This is a genomic window from Atlantibacter hermannii (genome assembly GCF_009907385.1).
Taxonomy (GTDB): domain Bacteria; phylum Pseudomonadota; class Gammaproteobacteria; order Enterobacterales; family Enterobacteriaceae; genus Atlantibacter; species Atlantibacter hermannii_A.
Genome location: NZ_JAAATR010000018.1, coordinates 159427 through 181651, shown reverse-complemented (window position 1 = coordinate 181651; position 22225 = coordinate 159427). Strand labels below are relative to the sequence as shown.

The 22225-nt window shown below is 56.6% G+C and carries 22 protein-coding genes and 2 pseudogenes; 10 read left to right on the top strand and 14 right to left on the bottom strand.

Features of this window, described 5'->3' with window-relative positions; all coding sequences use genetic code 11:
• The first annotated feature begins 5 nt into the window (after window positions 1-5).
• Window positions 6-1001 (top strand): glycosyl hydrolase family 8, encoded by a 996-nt coding sequence (locus GV764_RS06085; protein WP_161659372.1) that lies wholly within the window; start codon window positions 6-8, stop codon window positions 999-1001.
• 512 nt (window positions 1002-1513) lie between these two features.
• On the opposite strand, the gene GV764_RS06080 is transcribed toward GV764_RS06085, so the two are convergent.
• On the bottom strand, window positions 1514-2284 hold the full coding sequence (locus GV764_RS06080; RefSeq protein ID WP_161659371.1) for a DeoR/GlpR family DNA-binding transcription regulator: 771 nt from the start codon (window positions 2282-2284) through the stop codon (window positions 1514-1516).
• Between the two features lie 111 nt (window positions 2285-2395).
• Here GV764_RS06080 and GV764_RS06075 point away from each other — a divergent pair, with 111 nt between their 5' ends.
• Both GV764_RS06075 and GV764_RS06070 read left to right on the top strand, forming a co-directional pair.
• Window positions 2396-3559, top strand: a complete 1164-nt coding sequence (locus tag GV764_RS06075) for an MFS transporter (protein ID WP_161659370.1) — start codon at window positions 2396-2398, stop codon at window positions 3557-3559.
• Entirely contained in the window at window positions 3556-3939 is a 384-nt protein-coding gene (locus tag GV764_RS06070) for a VOC family protein (RefSeq protein ID WP_161659369.1), read from the top strand. Before GV764_RS06075 ends, GV764_RS06070 begins: the two co-directional genes overlap by 4 nt.
• A gap of 6 nt (window positions 3940-3945) precedes the next feature.
• On the opposite strand, the gene GV764_RS06065 is transcribed toward GV764_RS06070, so the two are convergent.
• A complete protein-coding gene (locus GV764_RS06065; protein WP_161659368.1) occupies window positions 3946-4971 on the bottom strand; it encodes a LacI family DNA-binding transcriptional regulator in 1026 nt (341 codons plus the stop codon).
• Window positions 4972-5158: 187 nt separating this feature from the next.
• Here GV764_RS06065 and GV764_RS06060 point away from each other — a divergent pair, with 187 nt between their 5' ends.
• Genes GV764_RS06060 through GV764_RS06040 form a run of 5 tightly spaced genes read left to right on the top strand, consistent with a single transcriptional unit; the run spans window position 5159 to window position 9469 of the window.
• A complete protein-coding gene (locus tag GV764_RS06060) occupies window positions 5159-6907 on the top strand; it encodes a class I mannose-6-phosphate isomerase (RefSeq protein WP_161659367.1) in 1749 nt (582 codons plus the stop codon).
• A 2-nt stretch (window positions 6908-6909) separates the two neighbouring features.
• Window positions 6910-7338: a PTS sugar transporter subunit IIA gene (locus GV764_RS06055; RefSeq protein WP_161659366.1), complete on the top strand. Its 429-nt coding sequence runs from the start codon at window positions 6910-6912 to the stop codon at window positions 7336-7338.
• Between the two features lie 10 nt (window positions 7339-7348).
• Window positions 7349-7843 (top strand): PTS sugar transporter subunit IIB, encoded by a 495-nt coding sequence (locus GV764_RS06050; protein ID WP_161659365.1) that lies wholly within the window; start codon window positions 7349-7351, stop codon window positions 7841-7843.
• Window positions 7844-7853: 10 nt separating this feature from the next.
• On the top strand, window positions 7854-8651 hold the full coding sequence (locus GV764_RS06045) for a PTS mannose/fructose/sorbose/N-acetylgalactosamine transporter subunit IIC (protein ID WP_125293137.1): 798 nt from the start codon (window positions 7854-7856) through the stop codon (window positions 8649-8651).
• Window positions 8651-9469: a PTS system mannose/fructose/sorbose family transporter subunit IID gene (locus tag GV764_RS06040; protein WP_161659364.1), complete on the top strand. Its 819-nt coding sequence runs from the start codon at window positions 8651-8653 to the stop codon at window positions 9467-9469. Before GV764_RS06045 ends, GV764_RS06040 begins: the two co-directional genes overlap by 1 nt.
• A 41-nt stretch (window positions 9470-9510) precedes the next feature.
• Here the strand turns inward: GV764_RS06040 and GV764_RS06035 are convergent, their stop codons facing one another.
• From GV764_RS06035 to GV764_RS22370, 9 genes and pseudogenes are all read right to left on the bottom strand, one after another.
• Window positions 9511-10293, bottom strand: coding sequence for a glucose-6-phosphate isomerase family protein (locus GV764_RS06035; protein WP_161659363.1), 783 nt, complete (start codon window positions 10291-10293; stop codon window positions 9511-9513).
• Window positions 10286-10846 carry a glucose-6-phosphate isomerase family protein gene (locus GV764_RS06030; protein ID WP_161659362.1) on the bottom strand — a complete coding sequence of 187 codons (561 nt, stop codon included), beginning with the start codon at window positions 10844-10846 and terminating at the stop codon, window positions 10286-10288. The genes GV764_RS06035 and GV764_RS06030 overlap by 8 nt, the downstream gene beginning before the upstream one ends.
• Before the next feature lie 98 nt (window positions 10847-10944).
• Window positions 10945-11862, bottom strand: coding sequence for a ribonucleoside hydrolase RihC (gene rihC / locus GV764_RS06025; protein ID WP_161659361.1), 918 nt, complete (start codon window positions 11860-11862; stop codon window positions 10945-10947).
• Between the two features lie 65 nt (window positions 11863-11927).
• Entirely contained in the window at window positions 11928-12878 is a 951-nt protein-coding gene (ispH, locus tag GV764_RS06020) for a 4-hydroxy-3-methylbut-2-enyl diphosphate reductase (protein WP_161659360.1), read from the bottom strand.
• A complete protein-coding gene (fkpB, locus tag GV764_RS06015; protein WP_161659359.1) occupies window positions 12859-13329 on the bottom strand; it encodes an FKBP-type peptidyl-prolyl cis-trans isomerase in 471 nt (156 codons plus the stop codon). Before fkpB ends, ispH begins: the two co-directional genes overlap by 20 nt.
• Window positions 13326-13835, bottom strand: coding sequence for a signal peptidase II (gene lspA / locus GV764_RS06010; protein WP_125293127.1), 510 nt, complete (start codon window positions 13833-13835; stop codon window positions 13326-13328). Before lspA ends, fkpB begins: the two co-directional genes overlap by 4 nt.
• On the bottom strand, window positions 13835-16651 hold the full coding sequence (ileS, locus tag GV764_RS06005; RefSeq protein WP_161659358.1) for an isoleucine--tRNA ligase: 2817 nt from the start codon (window positions 16649-16651) through the stop codon (window positions 13835-13837). Before ileS ends, lspA begins: the two co-directional genes overlap by 1 nt.
• Before the next feature lie 54 nt (window positions 16652-16705).
• Window positions 16706-17665: a bifunctional riboflavin kinase/FAD synthetase gene (gene ribF / locus GV764_RS06000; protein WP_161659357.1), complete on the bottom strand. Its 960-nt coding sequence runs from the start codon at window positions 17663-17665 to the stop codon at window positions 16706-16708.
• A gap of 7 nt (window positions 17666-17672) precedes the next feature.
• Window positions 17673-17889, bottom strand: a pseudogene (locus GV764_RS22370) (DUF2575 domain-containing protein).
• A gap of 102 nt (window positions 17890-17991) precedes the next feature.
• On the opposite strand from GV764_RS22370, the gene rpsT reads away from it, so the two are divergent.
• Window positions 17992-18255 carry a 30S ribosomal protein S20 gene (gene rpsT, locus GV764_RS05990; protein ID WP_125293123.1) on the top strand — a complete coding sequence of 88 codons (264 nt, stop codon included), beginning with the start codon at window positions 17992-17994 and terminating at the stop codon, window positions 18253-18255.
• Between the two features lie 176 nt (window positions 18256-18431).
• A pseudogene (locus tag GV764_RS05985) lies at window positions 18432-18728 on the top strand (hypothetical protein); the annotation flags it as partial.
• Here GV764_RS05985 and nhaR read toward each other — a convergent pair.
• The 3 genes from nhaR to dnaJ all read right to left on the bottom strand — a co-directional run bounded on the left by nhaR (window position 18708) and on the right by dnaJ (window position 22217).
• Window positions 18708-19601 (bottom strand): transcriptional activator NhaR, encoded by an 894-nt coding sequence (gene nhaR, locus GV764_RS05980; protein ID WP_161659354.1) that lies wholly within the window; start codon window positions 19599-19601, stop codon window positions 18708-18710. The pseudogene GV764_RS05985 and the gene nhaR overlap by 21 nt on opposite strands.
• Window positions 19602-19662: 61 nt before the next feature.
• Window positions 19663-20841 carry a Na+/H+ antiporter NhaA gene (nhaA, locus tag GV764_RS05975; RefSeq protein ID WP_161659353.1) on the bottom strand — a complete coding sequence of 393 codons (1179 nt, stop codon included), beginning with the start codon at window positions 20839-20841 and terminating at the stop codon, window positions 19663-19665.
• Window positions 20842-21083: 242 nt separating this feature from the next.
• The gene (gene dnaJ / locus GV764_RS05970) at window positions 21084-22217 is read right to left on the bottom strand and encodes a molecular chaperone DnaJ (protein WP_161659352.1); all 1134 of its coding nucleotides are present in this window, start codon (window positions 22215-22217) and stop codon (window positions 21084-21086) included.
• Between the last annotated feature and the right edge of the window lie 8 nt (window positions 22218-22225).

The window sequence follows — 22225 nt, the reverse complement described above, 5'->3', positions numbered from 1 at the left end:
AATGCATGTTGCAGCGATGCAAAACGCTGTTTGTGGCCATGATGGTGTTGCTGACCAGCCAGTGCGCGCTGGCCGGCAGCGCGTGGGACAGTTATAAAGCGCGGTTTTTAATGCCCGACGGGCGCATTATCGATACCGGCAATAACAGCGTCAGCCACACCGAAGGCCAGGGTTTTGCCATGATGATGGCGGTAATGAACGATGACCGCGCCAGCTTCGACAAAATTTGGGGATGGACCAACAAAACCTTAAAGAACCCGGATAATGGCCTGTTCTACTGGCGCTATAACCCGGTAGAAGCCCAGCCGATCACCGATAAAAACAATGCCACCGATGGCGATACCTTTATCGCCTGGGCGCTGTTGAAAGCGGGCGAGAAGTGGCGCAATAACGACTATCTCAGCGCCTCGGACGCCATCGCTAAAGCGATTGTCGCCCATAACGTGATCAGCTACGCGGGCTACAAAGTGATGCTGCCCGGGGCGAACGGGTTTAATCTCAACAGCAATATCAACCTCAACCCGTCGTACTTTGTCTTCCCGGCGTGGCGTGATTTAGGCAATCGCAGCCATTTAATGGTCTGGAAAGATCTCATCAACGACGGCCAGAAACTGCTGGGAAAAATGCGTTTTGGCAACGGACAGCTCCCGGCGGACTGGGTATCGCTGTATGCCGACGGGCGAATAACTCCCGCCAGACAGTGGCCCGCGCGCTTTAGCTACGATGCCATCCGCGTGCCGCTGTATGTGAAATGGTATGCGCCGCAAAGCCCGCTGCTGGAGCCGTACAAAGCGTTCTGGGGCCAGTATTCACGTACCCAGACCCCTGCCTGGATCAACGTGACCACTAACGATCCTGCTCCGTATATGATGGACGGCGGCATTCTGGCGGTGCGCGATCTCGTGCTGGGGCAACTGCCGAAAGGCGAACCGCAAATCACCGCCCAGGAAGATTATTACTCCGCCAGCCTGAAAATGCTGGTCAGCCTGGCGGCTCGCTAACGGGAATACCGCGCTTACTGACGGCTTTTGACCGGTAAGCGCGATCCCTTACTCAAAAACAGTGAATTATTTTTTATCTATACAAAATAAGACACACCCTTTTTTTCATATCGCCTTTAAATCAGTAATATTAAGCTTATCTCATAGACAAGACGCTAATTCTTTTAAAAAGATGCTATGGGGCAGCAACTCCCTGGAGATTTACTTAATATGAGTTGCTTTAACTAGTGAGCGTTAAGCAACAACGATCATGAAGATAAAAGGAAGATTTAATGACTTCGATAATGAAAATAATTGCGACGTTGGCAGGCTTATTTATTGGAGCTTCATTACTAAGCGGCTCCTGCGTAGCATTCACAACATGGTACGCGCTCCCGAAAGAATTATCTAATTTTATCATTACCTTACTTACTTTAACCTCTCTGGTAATCATAATTAATAAATTAGTGAGGCTCTTATTAAACGGATTATGATAGCTGATAATATACGTATTTATTGGAGTCAGGGCATATCTATGCAGTAACAAGAATAATTTCTTGAAGCTCAAATGCCTTACGCACCCCATCGCTCAGCGTCTCCTCCACCACCAGCACGTCAATCTCATCGCAGCGGGCCACGGTAAAACGGGCGATGCCGGGAATTTTATTCGCCGTCAGCGCCACGATGGTTTGATTGCTTTGGCGGATCGCCGCTTTTTTGAATTCGCAATCGGCATAATCAAAACCGGTCAGCCCGGTCTCCGGGCTCATGGCGCACCCGCCAATAAATGCCTGGTCGAAAATAATGGTTTTTAGCTGATCCAGCGCGTGGCTACCCACGCAGCCGCCCATATTTTTCTGGATTTGCCCGCCCAGCATAATCACGTCAATCAGCGGATGTTTTAACAGCACTGCGGCGATATCCGGCGCGTTGGTGACCACGGTGAACTGAAGATCGTCCGGTAAAACGGACGCCATCGCCAGGTTGGTGGTCCCGGCATCAATAAAAATACAGGTGCCGTTTTTCACCAGTTGGGCACAGCGCTGCGCCAGCAGGCCTTTTTCTGCGTGATGGTGCGCTTTTCGGTGCGTGAAGTTTTCACCATCCTGCAATTGTAATACCGCGCCGCCGTAAACCTTTTTGCAGATCCCCTCTTTGCTGAGTTCGTGCAGATCGCGGCGAATAGTATGCTCCGAAACCTGTAACTGCACGGCGAGATCGCTACAGATCGCGCGGCCATGTTGTTGCAGGGTCTGGCGGATCAGCGCTTGTCGCTGCTCCGGGAAAGCTGCATAATCGAGCATATAAACCCTTAAATTATCATAAACGAGCTATAGTGAGCATAGTCCTGCAACCCGGCCCCTGCTGTCAACGGCATCCGGCCTGATTGAATATGAAATTTGAAGAGGATCCACATGTCCCAACATCGTTCCGGCGTTTCATCGGCATTTGCGACTCGCCTTGTTTTCTTTATTGCCGGATTTGTTACGGCGGCCTGGGCGGTGATCGTGCCGTTCGCCCGCAGTAATACCGGCGTCAACGAGGCCACGCTGGGTACGCTGTTGCTGTGCCTTGGTGTGGGCGCGCTGATTGCGATGCCGGTAACCGGCCTGTTGACCAGTAAATTCGGCTGCCGCCGCGTGATCCTCAGCGCCGTCGGGTTTATTGTGTTGACCACCCCCCTGCTGTCGGTGATTAACGATCCGCTGCTGCTGGCGGGCGTGCTGCTGCTGTTTGGCGTCGGCGTGGGCGTGACCGACTGCGCCATGAACATTCAGGCCATCCTGGTAGAGAAAGCATCGCCGGTGCCGGTGATGTCCGGGTTCCACGGCATGTACAGCGTGGGCGGGATTGCCGGGGCGGGTTTTCTGACGCTGCTGCTCACGCTGGGGATGACGATTTTTACCGGCACTTTGCTGGTCACCCTGGCGGTGATTGTGATGACGTTTATTAGCCGCTCCGGATTGCTCGACTACGCCAATCCTTCAGAAGGCCCGGCGTTTGCCATTCCCCGCGGCGCGGTACTGTTGCTGGGGATCGTCTGCTTTGCCGTGTTCCTGACCGAAGGCACGGTGCTGGACTGGAGCGCCGTCTACCTGACCGACGTGCGCAATATCCCGGCAACCCTCGGCGGGCTGGGCTATACCTGCTTCGCCATCGCCATGACCCTGTTCAGATTAACCGGCGACCGCATTATCGCCCGGCTGGGACGCCTGCCCGTCGTATTGGGCGGGTCGATTATCGCGGCAGTCGGCCTGGCGCTGGTAACTTATATTCCCTCCTGGGAGTTGTCGCTGCTGGGCTATGTGCTGGTGGGCGCGGGCTGCGCCAATATCGTGCCGGTGATGTTCTCAGCAGTAGGTCGCCAGACCGTGATGCCGCAGGCGGCGGCGGTTCCGGCCATCACGACTCTGGGCTATCTGGGCGTACTCAGCGGCCCCGCGTTTATCGGCTATGTGGCGCATTTCAGCTCACTGTCTTTCGCGTTCTCGCTAATCATGGTGCTGATGCTGATGGTCGGCGCGCTCTCTCTTACCCTTAACCTTGGACATCAGGCCGTCACGGCGGAGAACTCATGAAAATTGCACACGTAGCGCTCTGGACGCGCGACCTGGCGGCGCAGCAGGCATTCTGGCGCGAGATGTTTGGCGGCGTCAGCAACGCACTGTACGCCAGTAAAAACCGACCGGGATTTCAGTCGTATTTCATCAGCCTGCCCGACGGCCCGACCATCGAATTAATGACCCTGCCCGAACTGGGCGATGGGCCAAACGGCCAGGAGCTGACGGGATGGGCGCATATCGCCGTTAACGTCGGCGCGAAACAGGAAGTTGACGCCATGGCCGATCGTGCCGCGCAAGCCGGCATTCTGGTCAGCCCGCCGCGTACCACCGGGGACGGATTTTACGAGGCGGTGATCCGCGATCCCGATGGCAACCTGATTGAACTGGTGGCGTGACCGCGTTTATTCCGCCCCGCTGACCGGATGGGATCCGCAGGAGCCCCGGATCACCAGCGCGGGCGGTAAAATGATCCGCTTCGGCGGTTCATCGTTCCCCTGAATACGGCTGTACAGCAACTCCCCCGCTTTACGGCCAATCTCTTTCGCCGCCACCGATACCGTGGTTAACGCGGGCTGCACCAGGGCCGCCTCGGTGATATCGTCAAATCCCACCAGCGCAAAATCCGGGCCTGGCGTGCGGCCCATTTTTCGCAGCGCCTGCATCACGCCAAGCGCCACAATGTCCTGATAGCACACGGCGGCGGTTATTTGTGGATATGCGGTCAACAATGTTTCCGCGACCCGCGCGCCATCGCTCTGGCTGGCCTGCGAGGCGACAATCCATTCCGGCTTCGGCGACAGGCCATGCTCAATCAGCTTGCTGGTAAAACCGCCGATACGCTGGGCGCGGGTGCCGGAATTATGGCTGCCGCCGATAAACGCGATATGCCGGTGGCCCAGTTTTAGCAGATGCGCGGTAGCCAGCTGGGTGCCGAAAAAGTTATCAGTGCCGACGTAATCGAAATCCGCATCCCCAAAACTACGCACCGTCAGGATCACCGGAATATTGCGCCGCTTCAGCGCGTCAAAAAAAGCCTGCGGCGTGTCGCGCGCGGCGCACAGTACCATGCCGCAGGCGTTGTTGCGCATCAGTGAATCAACAAACCGCTGCTGGCGCTCGCCAGATTCTTCGCTGTTAGCGAGAAACAGCAGCAGATCGTGGCGCTCCATTTCGTGACTTAGCCCGGCGGTCATCTCACTGTAAAACGGGTTAGTGATGTCGTGCAGCAGTAGCCCGACCTGATTGCTGCTACGGTTGCGTAAATTCGCTGCGGTCTGGTTGTAAACATAACCGGACTCATCCAGCGCGTGCAGCACCCGCTCCCGGGTAGCCTGTGAAATCCGTCCCCGGTTGCGCAGCACCATAGAAACGGTCGCGGTGGAAACACCCGCACGTGCGGCGACCTGCGCCAGTGTGACTGTCGTCATGCATCCTCCTCTGTCTGCCAACAGATTAATCGAATAACCTGTTTTTTGCACTTTATCCTGTGAGATGTTTCACAACACCGCCCATAAACGACGTGTTGTTGCCATAAATGGCGGGTTAATCGCGTTAACCACTCTTCCCAGAATCGGTTAATCGATTAATCTTTTAGCAAGAATTATGGGAGAGCATATGAAACAGACAGCCTATGATAAATACCCGGAAATCACGGTTTCGGGTTTTGAAAATCAGGCCTGGCAGGGATGGGATGACATCGTTGCCGCGCTAAACGCGAAGCGTCCCGACCAGGGGAAAACGGTACTGGTGATTGACTGTTATCCCGGCGTCAGACTGGCGGAACTGGAAAAACAACTGCTGCCCCGGCTCGCGCCGCAGCTAACCCTCAATGCGGAAACCGCCCGGCTGGATGAAGCGCATTTGCACGACCTGCTGGCCCGCAATCTCACAGACGATCGGGTGTTTGGCGTGCTCTCATGCCACCAGTTGCCTGAATTCTTCTCTGCGCAGCGGCTGGCGCAACTGCGTCAGGATGTTGAGCGCGTTGAGCAGGGTCTGGTGGTGATTTACGGCCCCGGCGCGGCGCTGGTGCATCCGGGTGATGTGCTGGTCTATGCCGATCTGGCGCGCTGGGAAATCCAGCAGCGGATGCGCAGCGGCGAACTCGGCAACTGGGGCGTTGAAAACCAGCATGAAGACATGCTTCGCCGCTACAAACGCGCCTTCTTCATTGAATGGCGGGTGTTTGACCGCCATAAAACGCCGCTGCTGAAGCGAGCTGACTTTGTGCTGGATACTACGCAGAAAGATCGGCCAAACCTGGTCAGCGGCGATGCGCTGCGCGCCGGTCTTGAGCAAGCGACCCGCCAGCCGTTTCGCGTGGTGCCCTTCTTCGACCCTGGCGTGTGGGGCGGCCAGTGGATGAAACAGCAATTCGATCTCGATCCCTCTGCGGCGAATTACGCATGGTGTTTTGACTGTGTGCCCGAGGAAAACAGCCTGTTCTTGCGCTTCGGCGCAGTGCGGATCGAGATCCCCTCTCAGGATGTGGTGTTATTACAGCCGCGTCCCTTATTGGGTGAAAAAGTCCACGCCCGGTTTGGGGCCGAATTCCCGATCCGCTTCGACTTTCTCGACACCATGGATGGCCAGAATCTGAGTTTTCAGGTCCATCCGCTGACGGAATACATTCAGCAGCAGTTCGGTATGCATTACACCCAGGATGAAAGTTATTACATCCTCGACGCAGAGCCGGGCGCGGTGGTGTATCTGGGGACGCAAACCGGCACCCAGCCGCAGGCGATGCTGGACGATCTGCACGCCGCCCAGCGCGGAGAGAAGCCGTTTGACGACCAGCGCTTCGTGAATCAGATCCCGGCGCGCAAGCACGATCACTTCCTGATCCCCGCCGGGACCGTGCACTGTTCCGGTAAAGGCACCCTGGTGCTGGAGATCAGCGCCACGCCGTATATTTTCACCTTCAAACTGTGGGACTGGGGCCGCCTGGGGCTGGACGGTCTGCCGCGCCCGGTGCACCTGGAGCATGGCGCCCAGGTGATTGACTGGCAGCGTGACACCCGTTGGGTGGAAAAACATCTGGTGAACCGGATCGAGCCCATCGCCCAGGGCGACGGCTGGCGCGAAGAACGCACCGGCCTGCACGAGCGGGAATTTATCGAAACTCGCCGCCACTGGTTTAGCGCGCCGGTTACTCACCACACCCACGGCGGCGTTAATGTGCTCAATCTGGTGGAAGGGGCGGAAGCGCGGGTGGACAGCCCAACCGGCGCATTTGAACCCTATATCGTGCACTACGCCGAAACCTTTATCGTGCCCGCCGCCGTGGGCGAATACCGCATTTCGCCCTGGGGTGAAAGCGTCGGACAAACGCTGGCGACGGTCAAAGCCTGGGTAAGGGGGTAATCATGATTCATTTTATAGTCGCCAGCCACGGACCGCTCGCCCAGGCACTGCTGGAAAGCAGCCGCATGGTATACGGCGAACTGCCGCACGTGCAGGCGGTCACGCTGGATGAACAGCGCGGTATTGAAGGATTTAAACAGGATTTCGCGGCGGTAATGGCCCTGGCGCGTGAGGGCGCGGACGGCGTGCTGGTGCTGTGCGATATGCAAAGCGGCACGCCGTGGAACGTCGCCTGCCATTACGCGTTTTCCCCGGACGGTGTACCGCCGGTCGCCGTGGTCGCCGGGGTGAATTTCCCGATGCTGCTGCTTAGCGACGAGGTAGCCCCGCTAACCGATGTTCACGCCGCCGCCGCGCTGTTACTGGAAATGACGCAGCCGACGCTGATTAAGGCCGTGCCCGTTTCTTCATTCACCTCAGACGATTTTTAAGGAGCCCGCTATGAGTCTCTCATTTGTACGTATTGACGACCGCGTCATTCATGGGCAGCTCGTGACACGCTGGGCCAAAGAGCTGCCCTGTGACGGCATCATCGCCATCGATGACGCCGTCGCGGCCGATCCCCTGCTCTCCTCGGTGATGAAGGGCGCGGTGCAGGACACCAAAGTGTGGCTGTTCGATACCGCTACCGCCATCGAAAAACTGCCGAAAGTGATTGCCAGCGAAAAACGCTATTTTGTGATCGGCAAATCACCCGTGACGCTCCAGCGCATCGAATTGGCCGGGATTAGCCTGCAAAACGCCAACGGTAAGATCAATGTCGGCCCGATGAGCGCGCGCGCCAATACCACCACTATCGGACCCAACCAGTCGGTGAACGCTGAAGAAACCGCCGCGTTCGACTGGCTTGCCGCCCATGGTCACGCCATTGAATTTCGGCTGGTTCCCGATGCCAGTTGCTATAGCTGGCAGGACGCCCGGCAAAAAATAAAATGAGGAGCGCATCATGATTGTTGAAGCCACATTGATTGGCATTCTTTGCTATCTGGGGGCGTTAAGCAGCCCCTGGCTGTTTGGCCTGACGGGCGGCTGGTATTTGATTACCCGCCCGCTGGTTTCCGGGATGTTGGTCGGCCTGATCCTCGGCGATGTGACCACCGGCATTATCATCGGCGTGGCGGTGCAGGCGGTGTATATCGCGATGGTGACGCCGGGCGGCTCTATGCCTGCCGACCTGAATTTCGTCGCATTCCCGGCCATTGCGCTGGGCATTCTTTCCGGTAAAGGGCCGGAAGTGGCCGTAGCGCTGGCCGCCACGATTGGTATCGCCGGGACCATTCTGTTTAACGCGATGATGGTACTTAACTCGTTCTGGAACCACCGCGCCGATGTGGCGCTGGAACGCGGCGACGAGCGCGGCATCTATCTCAACAGCGCCATTTTTCCGCAGGCCACTAACTTCCTGTTGCGCTTTGTGCCGACCTTTATCGCGGTCTACTTTGGCGCGCAGTACATCAGCGAGTTTATGGACAGCCTGCCGCGCATGGTGCTGTCGATCATGAACGTGCTGGGCGGCATTCTACCGGCGGTGGGCATCGCGATCCTGCTGAAGCAAATCATCAAAAACTACAGCATGTTGATCTATTTTTTGGTCGGTTTCGTGTGCATCGTATTTCTGAAACTAAACATGGTCGCGCTGGTGATCGTGGGGGCGCTACTGGCGCTGATCCATTACAACTACAAACCGGAAACCCAGCCAGCGGTGAAAGCCGCTTCGCCTGCCGATGATGAGGATGAATTCTGATGGAAGCGCGTAAACTCACCCGCAAAGATCTGCGCCGTTGCTGGCGCGCCTGGATGATGCATAATCTTTCCTCCATGAGCTTTGAACGGCTGGAATCCTTTGGGTTCTGCCTCAGCATGTTGCCGGTCGCCCGCAAACTCTACCCGGATGCCGCGGCGCGCACCGAAATGCTGCGTCGCCACGCGTCGTTCTATAACACTGAACCGCAGATCGGCGCGATTGTTAACGGCATGGCCCTGGGCCTGGAAGAGAAAAAGGCCAATGGCGAACCCATCGACGGGGAAACCATTAACACCCTGAAAGTGGGCCTGATGGGGCCGCTGGCCGGAATTGGCGACTCAATGATCCCCGGTATGCTGATCCCGATTTTGCTCAGTATCGGCATGGCGCTGGCGGCAGGCGGGAGTATGCTCGGCCCGCTGTTTTACACCGTGGCGTGGCTGGCGATTATCATCCCGGGATCGTGGTTTCTGTTTCTCAAAGGCTACCAGATGGGCTCCGGCTCGGTGGAAATGCTGGTTAGCAGTCGTTCAACCCGCCTGCGCGAAGCGTTGTCGCTGCTCGGCGTGTTTGTGATGGGCGGCGTGGCCGCGAGCTATGTCAAGCTGGGCACCGGCCTGGAGTTTGTCACTAACGACGGGGTCAATATTCATGTTCAGCAAATGCTTGATGGGATCTTCCCGCAATTACTGCCGCTGATCGTGGTGCTGGGCACCTGGTATTTGATGGCGAAGCGCGGAGTATCGCCGGTTAAAGCAATGCTGCTGTTGCTGATCCTCGCCGCGCTGGGGGTTGCAACCGGACTGTTCGCTGGATAAAACAGTCAATCACGTTAACCGGGGCCTGCGCCCCGGTTTTTTTATGGGTGGAAATTGCGCCACAGACCGGCGACCCGATCGGGTTTAGAGATAAACTGAAAACGCGTGGGATCGTCGATAAACTGCTGATAAATGGGCTCATCGGTAATGCCGAACTCGCTGTAGCGACGCGGCGTAATCACCTGTAAGCGCCCCGGCTGATAGTGGGCGTTATGCTGCCAGACGATATGGCTATCCTGAACCAGCGGATACCACGCCAACCCCTTATGCGCCCGCACGGCGTCGTACTCAAAGCCATATTCTCGATCGCACCATGCCCCGAAAGTCAGCGGCTCGTTAACAGAGGCGGAGATCGTCGCATGCCCCCATCCCGGCGGCACCAGCACTTTTTCGCCCGGCCCGGCGATGACCGCAAAGCAGCGCCCCGGATCGTCCTCCACAAACTCCTGCATATAAACAATCGCTTTGCCCTGCCAGATTTCATATAACTCCGGCGGAGACCAGCCGCTGTGCTGGCTGATGCGGTGGATATGGCCCTGGCTGCGCACCGGCTCATCACCCAGCTGCCCTGCGGCATACGTCACCACGCCGAACAGCAGCATGCGCTTTTGCAGTTCTTCGCGATCCTGCAGGCGCGCAACATCCATCGCGATGGCGTAGACCACCTCCGGCCCGCTACAGTCCGGATTGCGCAGCGAGGCGCGGATTTGGTCAAGCGTGCGCACTTCAGGCATTGGCCCGATGACGTCGTCACCGTAGCTGAATCCCAGCGGCTGATGATGAACGGCCATATTCAGACCGTACTTTGCTTTCGTATCAGTCATGCTTCACCGCCATAATCCGCACTTTTCCTGCCTCTTCAATAACCCTCAGCGCAAAGCCGTGCGGCAGCGAAGCGTAGTCGTGCCCGGCAATGGCCGGCCAGACGGCCAGCGCGCGCAACGTTTGCAAACCGGTGTTAACTAAACGATGGGCGGTAAAACCTGGGATGATATGGATTGAACCGGCGAAGACGGATTCGGTCCACGCTTCGCCCTGCTCGTTTTGCAGCAATAACAGGCCCTCGCCCCCAAGACCAAAATACACCTCGCCCTGCTCACGGCGCTGATGAAAATGCCCCCGCGTCATAAAATATTCGTCGCCGACTTTACCGGGATAAAGGTGGGTGACGCCGACATACAGTTCGCCTTCGCCGCCAGGGGTATCCAGCATCTCCACATCATAAGCGGGCTGCTGGCCCCGGGCGTAAAGAGCGTTGCTGTCGGCAAACACGGCAGTGAGATCCCCGAGGCGGGTAGTTTTGCGGATAATCGGGCCACGGCTTAGCGCACCCGTTGCCCATGCAAGCTGAAAGGGTTGGATCAGTGAATGATTCATGTTTATCTCCGGCCCGAGGAGAACAACAGACTCATCCTGACAGATTAATCGATTAACCTGTAGCGTGCCGCGTTTAACCTGCCAGGCAGATCACAGATTTATGGCATCTGCGCCATAACTTCCGCCACCCACTGACGGAATCCATCAACATCCAGATCGATTGCCACATGGGCATTGGCAGGCTTACCCAGACGATTGTCAAGATCCACCACCGTGGTACCCGCGGTGTACTCGCCGTGAGTTTCAACCGCCACGAAGCAGCGTTTCAGCGTAAACAGTTGTGGCTTAACCAGGTACGCGATGGCGCAGAGATCGTGCATACGTAGCCCGGTGCTCATGCTGCCGCTGCGGTAGTGGCTGAACAGGGCGTGAAGCATTTTTCCGGTGGCGTTGCGTTCCGGCAGCGTCGCCAGAAATTCCGGCGTGAGCACCGCCTGACTGGTGACGTCCAGCCCGCACATCACAATCTCCAGCCCGCTGGCGAACACGCGCGCCGCCGCTTCAGGGTCGATCGCCATATTAAATTCCGCGTTGGGCGTGAAATTCCCGCGTCCCGCAGAACCGCCCATCAGGACCAGGCGCTGAATGCGCGGCAGGCAATCCGGGTACTGGGTCAGCAGCAGGGCAATATTGGTCAGCGGCCCAATGGCCACCAGCGTGATGGGTTCCGGGCTCGCCATCAGCCGTTGGTAAGTGGCGTCAGCGGCGGTCTGGGCCAGCATTTTGCGGTCATGTTCGATAAACGTATACCCTTCCATCCCCGATTCGCCGTGCACATAAGCCGCATCACGCAGCGGACGCACCAGCGGGGTCGCTGCGCCGCGCGCCACCGGTACGTCGGCATTCCAGAAATTGACCAGTTGCAGGGCGTTACGGGTGGTTTTATCCACGCTCACGTTTCCCGCTACCGTGGTAATCAATTTTAACGACAGGGAGGGCGCAAACAGCGCGGCGGCAATGGCGACGGCATCATCAATGCCCGGATCGGTATCTAAAATAATTGGCAACGGTTTCACTGCAAGCTCCTAAAAAAAATGCCAGACGACATTGCCTGGCATTTTTGCTCGTTTTAACGGAATCGCTATTCGACTTCCCGCACGTCCATACGCAGTTCTTTCGGCACTTCGAAAACAATGTTTTCTTCCCGGCCCGTCAGTTCACGCGTTTCACCGCCGCCTAACGTCTGTAACCGTTTCAGAACATTTTGCACCAGAATATCGGGTGCCGATGCCCCCGCCGTGACGCCAACGCAGGCCGCGCCATGCAGCCACGACTCGTCAATATCGCTGGCATCGTCAATCAGATAGGCTTTTTTACCCATCCGCTGAGCCAGTTCCGCCAGGCGGTTAGAGTTGGAAGAGTTTTTCGACCCCACCACCAGCACTACATCCGCTTCCGCCGCCAGCGCGCGTACCGCTTCCTGACGGTTGGTGGTGGCGTAGCAAATATCGTCTTTGCGCGGGCCGATGATTTTCGGGAAGCGACTGCGCAGCGCGTCAATCACGTCCGATGTATCATCCACAGACAGCGTGGTTTGGGTCATAAAGGAGAGATTGCTGTCGTCTTTCACGTCGATTTTCAGCACATCTTCCGGCGACTCCACCAGGTACATGCCCCCTTTCGGGTTGCTGTACTGGCCCATGGTGCCTTCCACTTCCGGATGCCCGGCGTGGCCGATCAGGATCGCTTCTTCGCCGCGACGGCTGGCGCGCGCCACTTCCATATGCACTTTGGTCACCAGCGGGCAGGTGGCGTCAAACACCGTTAAATCACGGCTTTTCGCCTCGTTGCGTACCGCCTGAGACACGCCGTGCGCCGAGAAAATCAGGATCGCGCCGTCCGGCACTTCGCTGATTTGCTCGATAAAAATCGCGCCGCGCTCGCGCAGGCTGTCCACCACGTAGCGGTTATGCACCACTTCATGACGCACATAAATCGGCGCGCCGTAGAGGGTCAGCGCGTTCTCGACAATGCTGATTGCACGGTCAACGCCAGCGCAAAAACCGCGCGGGTTAGCCAACAGGATCTGCATTCAACGTCTCCAGTACCGGATCAACCTCCAGTACGTCGATATCAAAATGAAGGTTCTGCCCGGCAAGTGGATGGTTGAAATCCACCGTGATGGAGTCGCCGTTAATTTCGCGAATCACACCAGGCATTTCCGAACCATCCATGGCGGTGAATAACATGATCGCCCCGATTTCCGGCTCCCCGGCGTCGATAAACTCCCGACGCGAGAAGTACTGGATCATGTCCGGGCTGGGAACGCCAAACCCGGATTCCGGCGGCAGCGTGAAGGATTTTTTCTCCCCCGCGCGCATCTCCAGCAGCTGCGCTTCAAGCCCAGGGGACAGCGAGCCATCCCCCAGCCGGAACAGAGCAGGTTTACCGTTATTGCGGGTCGATTCCGCCGTCGAGCCATCTTCCAGCTTCAGCGTGAAGTGGACCAGCACGGCGCTGTCGCTCTGTACGCTTTTACTCATGATTTCTTTTCCTGGGCCGTTTTGTCGGAAGAGACAAAGAAACCTTCCAGCACGATCAGCGCCGCACCGACGCAAATCGCCGTGTCCGCCAGGTTAAAGGTGGCGAAATGCCAGTCGCCGACGTAGAAGTCGATCATGTCGACCACAAAGCCGTGCCACAGGCGGTCGAACAGGTTGCCCAACGCCCCGCCGATGATTAAAGCATAGGCGATATTGTTGAGCTTCTGGCTGGCTTTGGCGCGATACATCATCACCGCCAGCACCACGCAGATACCAATAGCGATTCCGGCAAAGAACCAGCGCTGCCAGCCGCCCTTATCGGCGAGGAAGCTAAATGCCGCGCCGTAGTTGCGCGCATAATGCAGATTGAGCGACGGGAACAGGGACACCGTATCCCCCAGAGCAAAATTCTGGAGGATCAGGTATTTACTGCCCAAATCGACAATCAGCACGACCACCACCAGCCACAGCCAGCGCAGCCCTGTTGAAAGGATCGGTTTACTCATCAGGCGAACTTACGTTTTTCGCCGTCACCGGCGACGTTGCTGACACAGCGGCCACACAGCTCAGCGTGTTCCGCTACCTGACCGACATCGGTGGTGTAATGCCAGCAGCGCTGACACTTCTCACCCTCGGCTTTGCGTAACGCCACTTTCAGGCCTTTAAGCTGTTCGCTCTGCTGGGCCCCGGCGGACGCCTGTGCATACTCTTCAACTTGCGCCTCAGAGGTCAACAGGACAAATCGCAATTCATCGCCCAGCGCCGTGAGTTTCGCCGCCAGTTCCGGCTGCGCATACAGCGTCACCGCCGCTTCCAGCGAGCCGCCGATGCGTTTGTCGGCACGCGCCTGCTCGATGACTTTGTTGACTTCGCCGCGCACTTTCAGCAGCTCGTCCCAGTAGGCGTCGTTCATGGCTTCGTTGTCGGCCAGGCTGAAAAGACCGTCATACCACTCGCCGGTAAACACATATTTTTCACGATCGCCCGGCAGGTAACCCCAGATTTCATCGGCGGTGAAGGACATGATCGGCGCCATCCAGCGCACCAGCGCTTCTGCGATGTGGTACAGCGCGGTCTGGCAGCTGCGGCGCGCCACGCTGTCCGCTTTCGCGGTGTACTGACGGTCTTTGATGATATCGAGATAGAACGAGCCCATTTCGACGGAGCAGAAGCGCATCAGGCGCTGTACCACTTCGTGGAAGTCGTAGGCTTCGTAAGATTTCACGATATCTTCCTGCGCCGCTTTGGCGCAGCCGACCGCCCAGCGATCCAGCACCACCATCTCTTCCGGCTTAACGCTGTCTTTCACCGGATCGAAACCGTTCAGGTTCGCCAGCAGGAAGCGCGCGGTGTTACGAATGCGGCGGTACGCGTCGGCGGCGCGTTTGAGGATCTCGTCAGAGACCGCCATTTCACCGGTGTAATCGGTCGACGCCACCCACAGACGCAGGATGTCCGCGCCGAGTTTGTTCATTACGTCCTGCGGCGATACGGTGTTGCCGATGGACTTGGACATTTTGCGACCCTGACCATCCACGGTAAAGCCGTGGGTCAGTACCTGACGGTACGGCGCTTTGCCTTTCATGGCGGTAGAGATCATCAGAGAAGACATAAACCAGCCGCGATGCTGGTCGGAACCTTCCAGATACATATCCGCCGCGTGGCCGGCAAACTCCGGACGCACGTCGACCACAGAGGCATGGGTTGAACCGGAGTCGAACCACACGTCCAGGGTATCCGGCACTTTTTCGTAGCTGTCGGCGTCGTCGCCCATGATGTCGCGCGGGTCGAGATCCCACCACGCCTGGATGCCGTCCTGCTCAACGCGTTGGGCAACGGCTTCCATCAGCTCCTGAGTGCGCGGGTGCAGTTCCTGAGTCTCTTTATGCACGAACAGCGACATCGGCACGCCCCAGGTGCGCTGACGGGAGATACACCAGTCCGGACGGTTAGCGACCATCGACTCGATACGCGCCTGGCCCCAGTCCGGGATCCACTGCACGCCTTTGATCTCCCGCAAGGACTGCGCGCGCAGGCCTTTCTGATCCATGCTGATAAACCACTGCGGGGTGGCGCGGAAAATGATCGGCGTTTTGTGACGCCAGCAGTGCGGATAGCTGTGCAGCATTTTTTCTACATGCAGCAGCGCGCCTTTTTCACGCAGCAGGTTAACGATCAGATCGTTAGCCTTGAACACCTGAACCCCGTCCAGCGTCGGGTACGTGCCCGGCAGATACGCGCCGTCCGGGCCTACCGGGTTAGCGGTTTCCAGACCGTATTTCTGGCCGATCACATAGTCGTCCGGGCCGTGGCCAGGGGCGGTATGCACCGCGCCGGTACCCGCGTCCAGCGTCACGTGCTCGCCGAGGATCGCTGGCACGTCGAAATCCAGGAACGGGTGTTTGAAGCGCAACAGCTCCAGCGCATCGCCTTTCACGGTGCCCAGCACGGTGAAATCGGTGATACCGGCGCGTTTCATCACGCTCTCTACCAGCTCTTTCGCCAGGATCAGCGCCTGACCGTCAACCTGCACCAGCGCGTATTCGATATCGGCATGCAGGGAGATGGCGCGGTTAGCTGGCAGGGTCCACGGGGTGGTGGTCCAGATCACCAGCGAAATCGGGCCGTTGACGCGGGTCACGCCAAATTTGGCTTTTACCGCGTCGGCATCAACGGCGTGGAACGTCACGTCGATGGACGGCGAGGTTTTGTCGTAATACTCAACTTCCGCTTCCGCCAGCGCGGAACGGCAGTCTACGCACCAGTGCACCGGCTTGGCACCTTTATGCAGGTGGCCGTTGCCGATGATTTTACCCAGCGCGCGGATGATGTTGGCTTCGGTTTTGAAGTCCATGGTCAGGTACGGGTGCGACCAGTCGCCCAGTACCCCCAGACGGATAAAGTCGGCGCGCTGGCCTTCAACCTGCTCAGCCGCGTACTTACGGCAGGCGGCACGGAATTCCGCCGCTGACACTTTCTCACCCGGTTTGCCGATCAGCTGTTCAACTTTCAGTTCAATCGGCAGACCATGGCAATCCCATCCCGGCACATACGGGGAGTCATAGCCCGCCAGCCCTTTGGATTTGATAATAATGTCTTTCAGAATCTTGTTAACCGAGTGACCAATATGAATGCTGCCATTCGCATAAGGAGGGCCATCATGCAGAATGAAGGTTTTTTTACCTTTTTTCGCCGCACGGATGATGCCGTACAGGTCATCATCGGTCCAACGCGCCAGCATTCCCGGTTCGCGTTTGGCGAGGTCGCCACGCATCGGGAACCCTGTTTCCGGCAAATTCAGGGTAGATTTATAGTCACTCATTAGATTCTCGGTTCCGTATTTCGGTTTGATTAACACCAACAGGCCTAAAGCCGGCTAACTGGTCTTGTTTCCCATCGTCTGGCGGGTAACCCGCCCAAAAAATTCGCGGGCCGTTACGACATCCCTGGCGATTTGCGCTTTCAGTTCATCCAGCGAGGCAAATCGCTGCTCATTACGTATTTTTTTACGCAACACCACATCTATATGGCGTCCGTAAAGGTCCATTGCAATATCTAACAGATGAACCTCAAGCTGCTGGCGCATTCCCTGCACCGTCGGACGCGTGCCGATATTGGCAACGCCGGGCAGCGGCGTATCGCCCAGCCCTCTGACTTCAACCGCATACACCCCTTTAACCGGGGAAACCTGACGGCGCAGCGGTAAGTTGGCCGTCGGGAAGCCGATGGTGCGGCCCAGCTCATCGCCGTGCACCACGCGACCGGAAATCATAAACGGATGGCCGAGCAGTTGCTCCGCCTGGGCCAGATCGTCGTCCGCCAGCGCCTGGCGCACCGCCGTGCTGCTGACGCGCACGCCGCCGTGGCAAAACGTCTGGGTGCTGGTCACGTCGAAGCCATATTCCAGGCCAGCCTTTTGTAATAACAAAAAATCCCCCTGACGATCAGCGCCAAAGCGGAAATCATCCCCCACCGCCAGGAACTGTACGCCAAGGCGCTTCACCAGCAGATCGCTGACGAAGGTTTGCGCGGTCAGCGCGGCAAAGCGCCGGTCAAACCGGACGCACAGCACGTAATCGACATCTGACTCGGCCAGGTATTTCAGCTTTTCACGCAGCCGGGTCAGGCGCGCCGGGGCGTTGTCCGCGGCGAACAGTTCCAGCGGCTGAGGCTCGAATATCATCACCATCACCGGCAGATTACGGCGACGCCCTTCTTCGCGCAATCCGGCAAGCAGCGCCTGATGGCCGCGATGTACGCCATCGAAATTACCAATTGTGAGGACACAACCACGGTGTTCGGAGGTCAGATTGTGAATGCCGCGTATCAGCTTCATGACAGGCTCAACAGGGTGAAAATCGTCGGATTATAGCGTGTACCGCTCTCAAGGTTAACCAACGATTGCAGATACCGCCCGGAAACCGGTTGTTTTAGCGCACTTAGCGTGAAACATAAGGAATTGCGCCAAACCTTTACTATTTTTGTCCCCGAAAGGCTGTATTCGCGCGACGCAAGCTGGTAGAATCCTGCGCCATCACTACGTAACAAGTGTCGCTTCATTAACGGCGCTTATTTGCACAAATCCATTGACAAAACGGGGCTAAGAGGGCATATTCCTCGGCCTTTGAATTGTCCATATAGATCATATTTGGGAGTTGGACCTTGGCTAATATCAAGTCAGCTAAGAAGCGCGCCGTTCAGTCTGAAAAGGCTCGCAAACACAACGCTAGCCGTCGTTCCATGATGCGTACTTTCATCAAGAAAGTATACGCAGCTATCGAAACTGGCGACAAAGCAGCAGCACAGAATGCATTCAACGAAATGCAGCCGATCGTGGATCGCCAGGCCGCTAAAGGTCTGATCCACAAAAACAAAGCAGCGCGCCATAAGGCTAACCTGACCGCGCAGATCAACAAACTGGCTTAATCGCCCGCTGTTGACGCTTTGTAAAAAAGACCCGCTTTCGCGGGTTTTTTTATGCCTGCTTCCCGCCTGAATCACGCCCTCCTTTCTGTTATTCGCTCAACGTAGCTGCGCGAAACAGCGTCATCCCGATAATTCCGTATTCATCGACAAGGTTGCCGCAGCGCGCGATGAACCGCGATGCGCTGTCGCCTGAAGCGGACATCACCAATGCGACTATGTTTGAAGTGGGCGTAAAAAGCCGCACCTTTCAATGTGCCAGAGAGGGCATTCTGCTGGCGGATCACGGAAAATTCGATACGGTGGAGCCCCACAGGGTGGCCACGCTGTCCTGTATTAAAACGATTATTACCGACAGCGGGTTAGCCAATGCGGTCATGCAGCGCTATCAGCAGGGGGGCATTCAAATTATTGGCGCGAAAGGAAAGCGGTCACAGCACCGCTCTCCGGGCCGGTTAAGGCGTAATAAACAGTGAGGAATAATCGCGATTACAGATGCGCTGTACCGCAGGATGCTGGATCATGCGCTCGGCGAAAATCGCGTGATACTCTTCCATCACGTTATCTATCCGCCCAATCTCCACCACCGTTTTATCGTCGAAAAAATCCTGGGTGTACAGTGTCGGTGCGACAAAAATCGCATTATGGGCGCAGCCGAAGGCTTTCATCAGCGCAGCGTCGTCGAATTCGCCCAGGATCTCAATATCCAATGCCTGAGCGTTAAGCCAGTTCAACACTTTACGCCCCAGCATCGATCGACGCCCCGGAATGAGGAGCCTGCGCTCTTCCAGGCACGCGGGAAACGGCTTTTCCGGCCCTGGCGTCTGGCACCAGAAACTGACGCCACACTCGCCGATTTTGACTGAAAACAGCCCTTCCTGTTGGGTGGAATCGATCGGGCAATCAGAAATAATCATGTCCAGCTTATGCTGGCTAAGCTGTTCCAGCAGCATCTCGTGGGTGGATTCAAAACAGCGTAAATGGATTTGTTCATCCTCCACCACGGCAGCGTCCAGCACACCGCTGACCAGGCGTTTGGAAAGCGCATCCGCGACGCCCACGTCAAACAGCAGGTGCGATTCCTTGCGATAGTTGACGATATCAAGCATCTCCTGGCTGAGGGTAAACATGCGGTCGGCGTAGCGGAACACCAGTTCCCCCAACTCGCTGGGCTCAATGCCCCGCCCCTTGCGCTTGAACAGCTTGCCCTGTAGTCGCTCTTCTAACGCTTTAATCTGCCCGGTGATGGTTTGCGGCGTCAGATACAACGCTTCCGCCGCTCCCACAACCGACCCTTCCTTATACACGTGCCAAAAATAGTAAAGGTGGTTGTAATTGATGTGTGACATATCGCTTTCGCTCCCTGATTGATAGTGATGTTCGGCAAGGACGCGTCCATGCGTTTTCTGTTCAGGCGCGGAGCGCCGCGCCCGAATATCGTATCCGTAACAGGCCGTAGCCTACGATTGCCGCCAGTAGCGAGCCGATAAGAATGCCCAGTTTCGCCCATGTAATAAACGTGGGATCGGCATTGCTAAATGCCAGGGTCGCGATGAAGATGGACATCGTAAAACCGATGCCGCACAACACCCCCACCGCCATAATCTCCCTGAACGTGGTCCCCTCGGGTAGCGAGGCCAGTTTGAGCTTTAACGCCAACAGGCAAAACAGACTGATGCCCAGAGGCTTTCCAATAAACAGTCCGGCAATGATACCCAGCGGCAGCAGCGAGGTCAGTCCTTCCATTGTCACGCCCTGAAGCGAAACGCCTGCATTAGCGAAAGCAAACAGCGGCAGGATCAAAAACGCGACCCACGGATGCAAAATATGCTCCAGTTCCCTTGCCGGAGAATGCCCTCTCTGCGCCTTTAGCGGGATAAAGAAGCCGATAATCACCCCTGCCAGCGTGGCATGAATGCCGGATTTCAGCACTGCCGTCCAGAGCACGACGCCCACCAGAATATAAATACCGGTGCGGCGAACATTGAGCAGATTCAATAACGCTAATACCGTAATCGCACCTGCCGCCACCAGCAATGACAGCATTGAAAGCTGATGGGTATAAAACAGCGCAATGATGATAATCGCCCCTAAATCATCAATGATTGCCAGCGCCATCAAAAACACTTTCAAGGCAGGCGGCACTCGCTTGCCCAATAACGCCAGGACGCCCAGTGCAAATGCGATATCTGTCGCTGCCGGAATTGCCCACCCTTCGCGGGTCGCGGGATCCTGAAAATTGAACAGCAGATAGACCGCTGCCGGGATCGCCATACCGCCTACGGCGGCAATGGCCGGAAACGCGGCCTGACTGCGGCTGGCCAGAGACCCCTGCAACAGCTCCCGCTTCACTTCCAGCCCGATCAATAAAAAGAAGATCGCCATCAGGGCGTCATTGATCCACAGGAGCAAATTCTTTTTTATCTCAAGTGCACCAAACTTGATTTCTACGGGCGTACTGAGAAATTGCTGGTATCCTGTATGGGTGCTCTCAAAATTCGCAAGGAGCATGGCCAAAGCCGCAGCGATAATTAAAATCACGCCGCCCGATGCTTCGTTAGCCAGAAAACGTTGGATCAATTTTGACATGCCTAACCACCTCAATAATTCCATATCTTCCATTAAAATACGATATATTTTCTATCTTACCGCGCTTCAAAGTTCGTTAAAAACAGATTATAGCGCCATTTAAGTTCGTTATTTCCGATATGAAAAAAGTGCCATTCAGTTTTTCAGGAAATTTCTGAGCCCTTTCGCCCCGGAATTTCATCAAAAAAAAAACCTGTATCTACTGAGTGTAGATACAGGTTTCTTTGCATAAAGAATGATAGTTAACGCGTTAAATCGTCAAAGAATTTCTTTACGCCATCAAAGAAGCTTTTGGAACGCGGGCTGTTTTTTTCGCCCGTCGGGCCGCCGAAACTTTCCTGTAAATCTTTCAGCAACTGCTTCTGCTTCTCGTTAAGGCCAACCGGCGTTTCAACCACCACGCGGCATAACAGATCGCCCTGCGCACCGCCGCGTACGGATTTCACACCTTTACCGCGCATGCGGAACAGCTTGCCGGTTTGGGTTTCGTTCGGCACTTTCAGCTTCACGCGGCCATCCAGCGTCGGCACTTCGATTTCACCGCCCAGTGCGGCCATCGCGAAGTTAATCGGCACTTCGCAATACAGGTTATTCCCTTCGCGCTCAAAGATAGGATGCTGTTTGACCTGCACCTGAACGTACAAATCGCCTGCCGGTGCGCCGTGCTCGCCCGCTTCGCCCTCGCCTGCCAGACGAATGCGATCGCCGGTATCCACGCCCGCCGGGATTTTAACCGACAGGGTTTTCGATTTCTCAACGCGACCATGACCGTGACATTTGGTGCATGGATCTTTGATCAACGTACCGCGCCCCTGACAGTGCGGACAGGTCTGCTGCACCGCAAAGAAGCCCTGGCGCATCTGCACCTGGCCTGCACCGTGACAGGTTGGACAGGTCTGCGGCTGGGTGCCCGGTTTCGCGCCGTTGCCATGGCAAACATCGCACTCTTCCAGGGTCGGAATGCGGATCTCTTTGGTGACGCCGCGTACCGCTTCTTCCAGCGTCAGCTCCATGTTATAACGCAGGTCGGCACCGCGCGCCGCGCGCTGACGGCCACGTCCGCCGCCAAAAATATCGCCGAAAACATCGCCGAAGATGTCGCTGAAATCGGCACCGCCGCCGCCAAATCCACCGCCGCCCATGCCGCCCTGCTCAAATGCCGCATGGCCGTACTGATCGTAAGCCGCACGTTTTTGCGCGTCGGTCAGCACTTCATAGGCTTCTTTAATCTCTTTGAATTTGTCTTCAGCGTCTTTATCACCCTGATTACGGTCCGGGTGATATTTCATTGCCAGGCGTTTGTAAGCCTTTTTGATTTCACGCTCTTCCGCGGTTTTCGGAACGCCTAAAATCTCGTAATAGTCTTTTTTCGCCATTTCTTTTA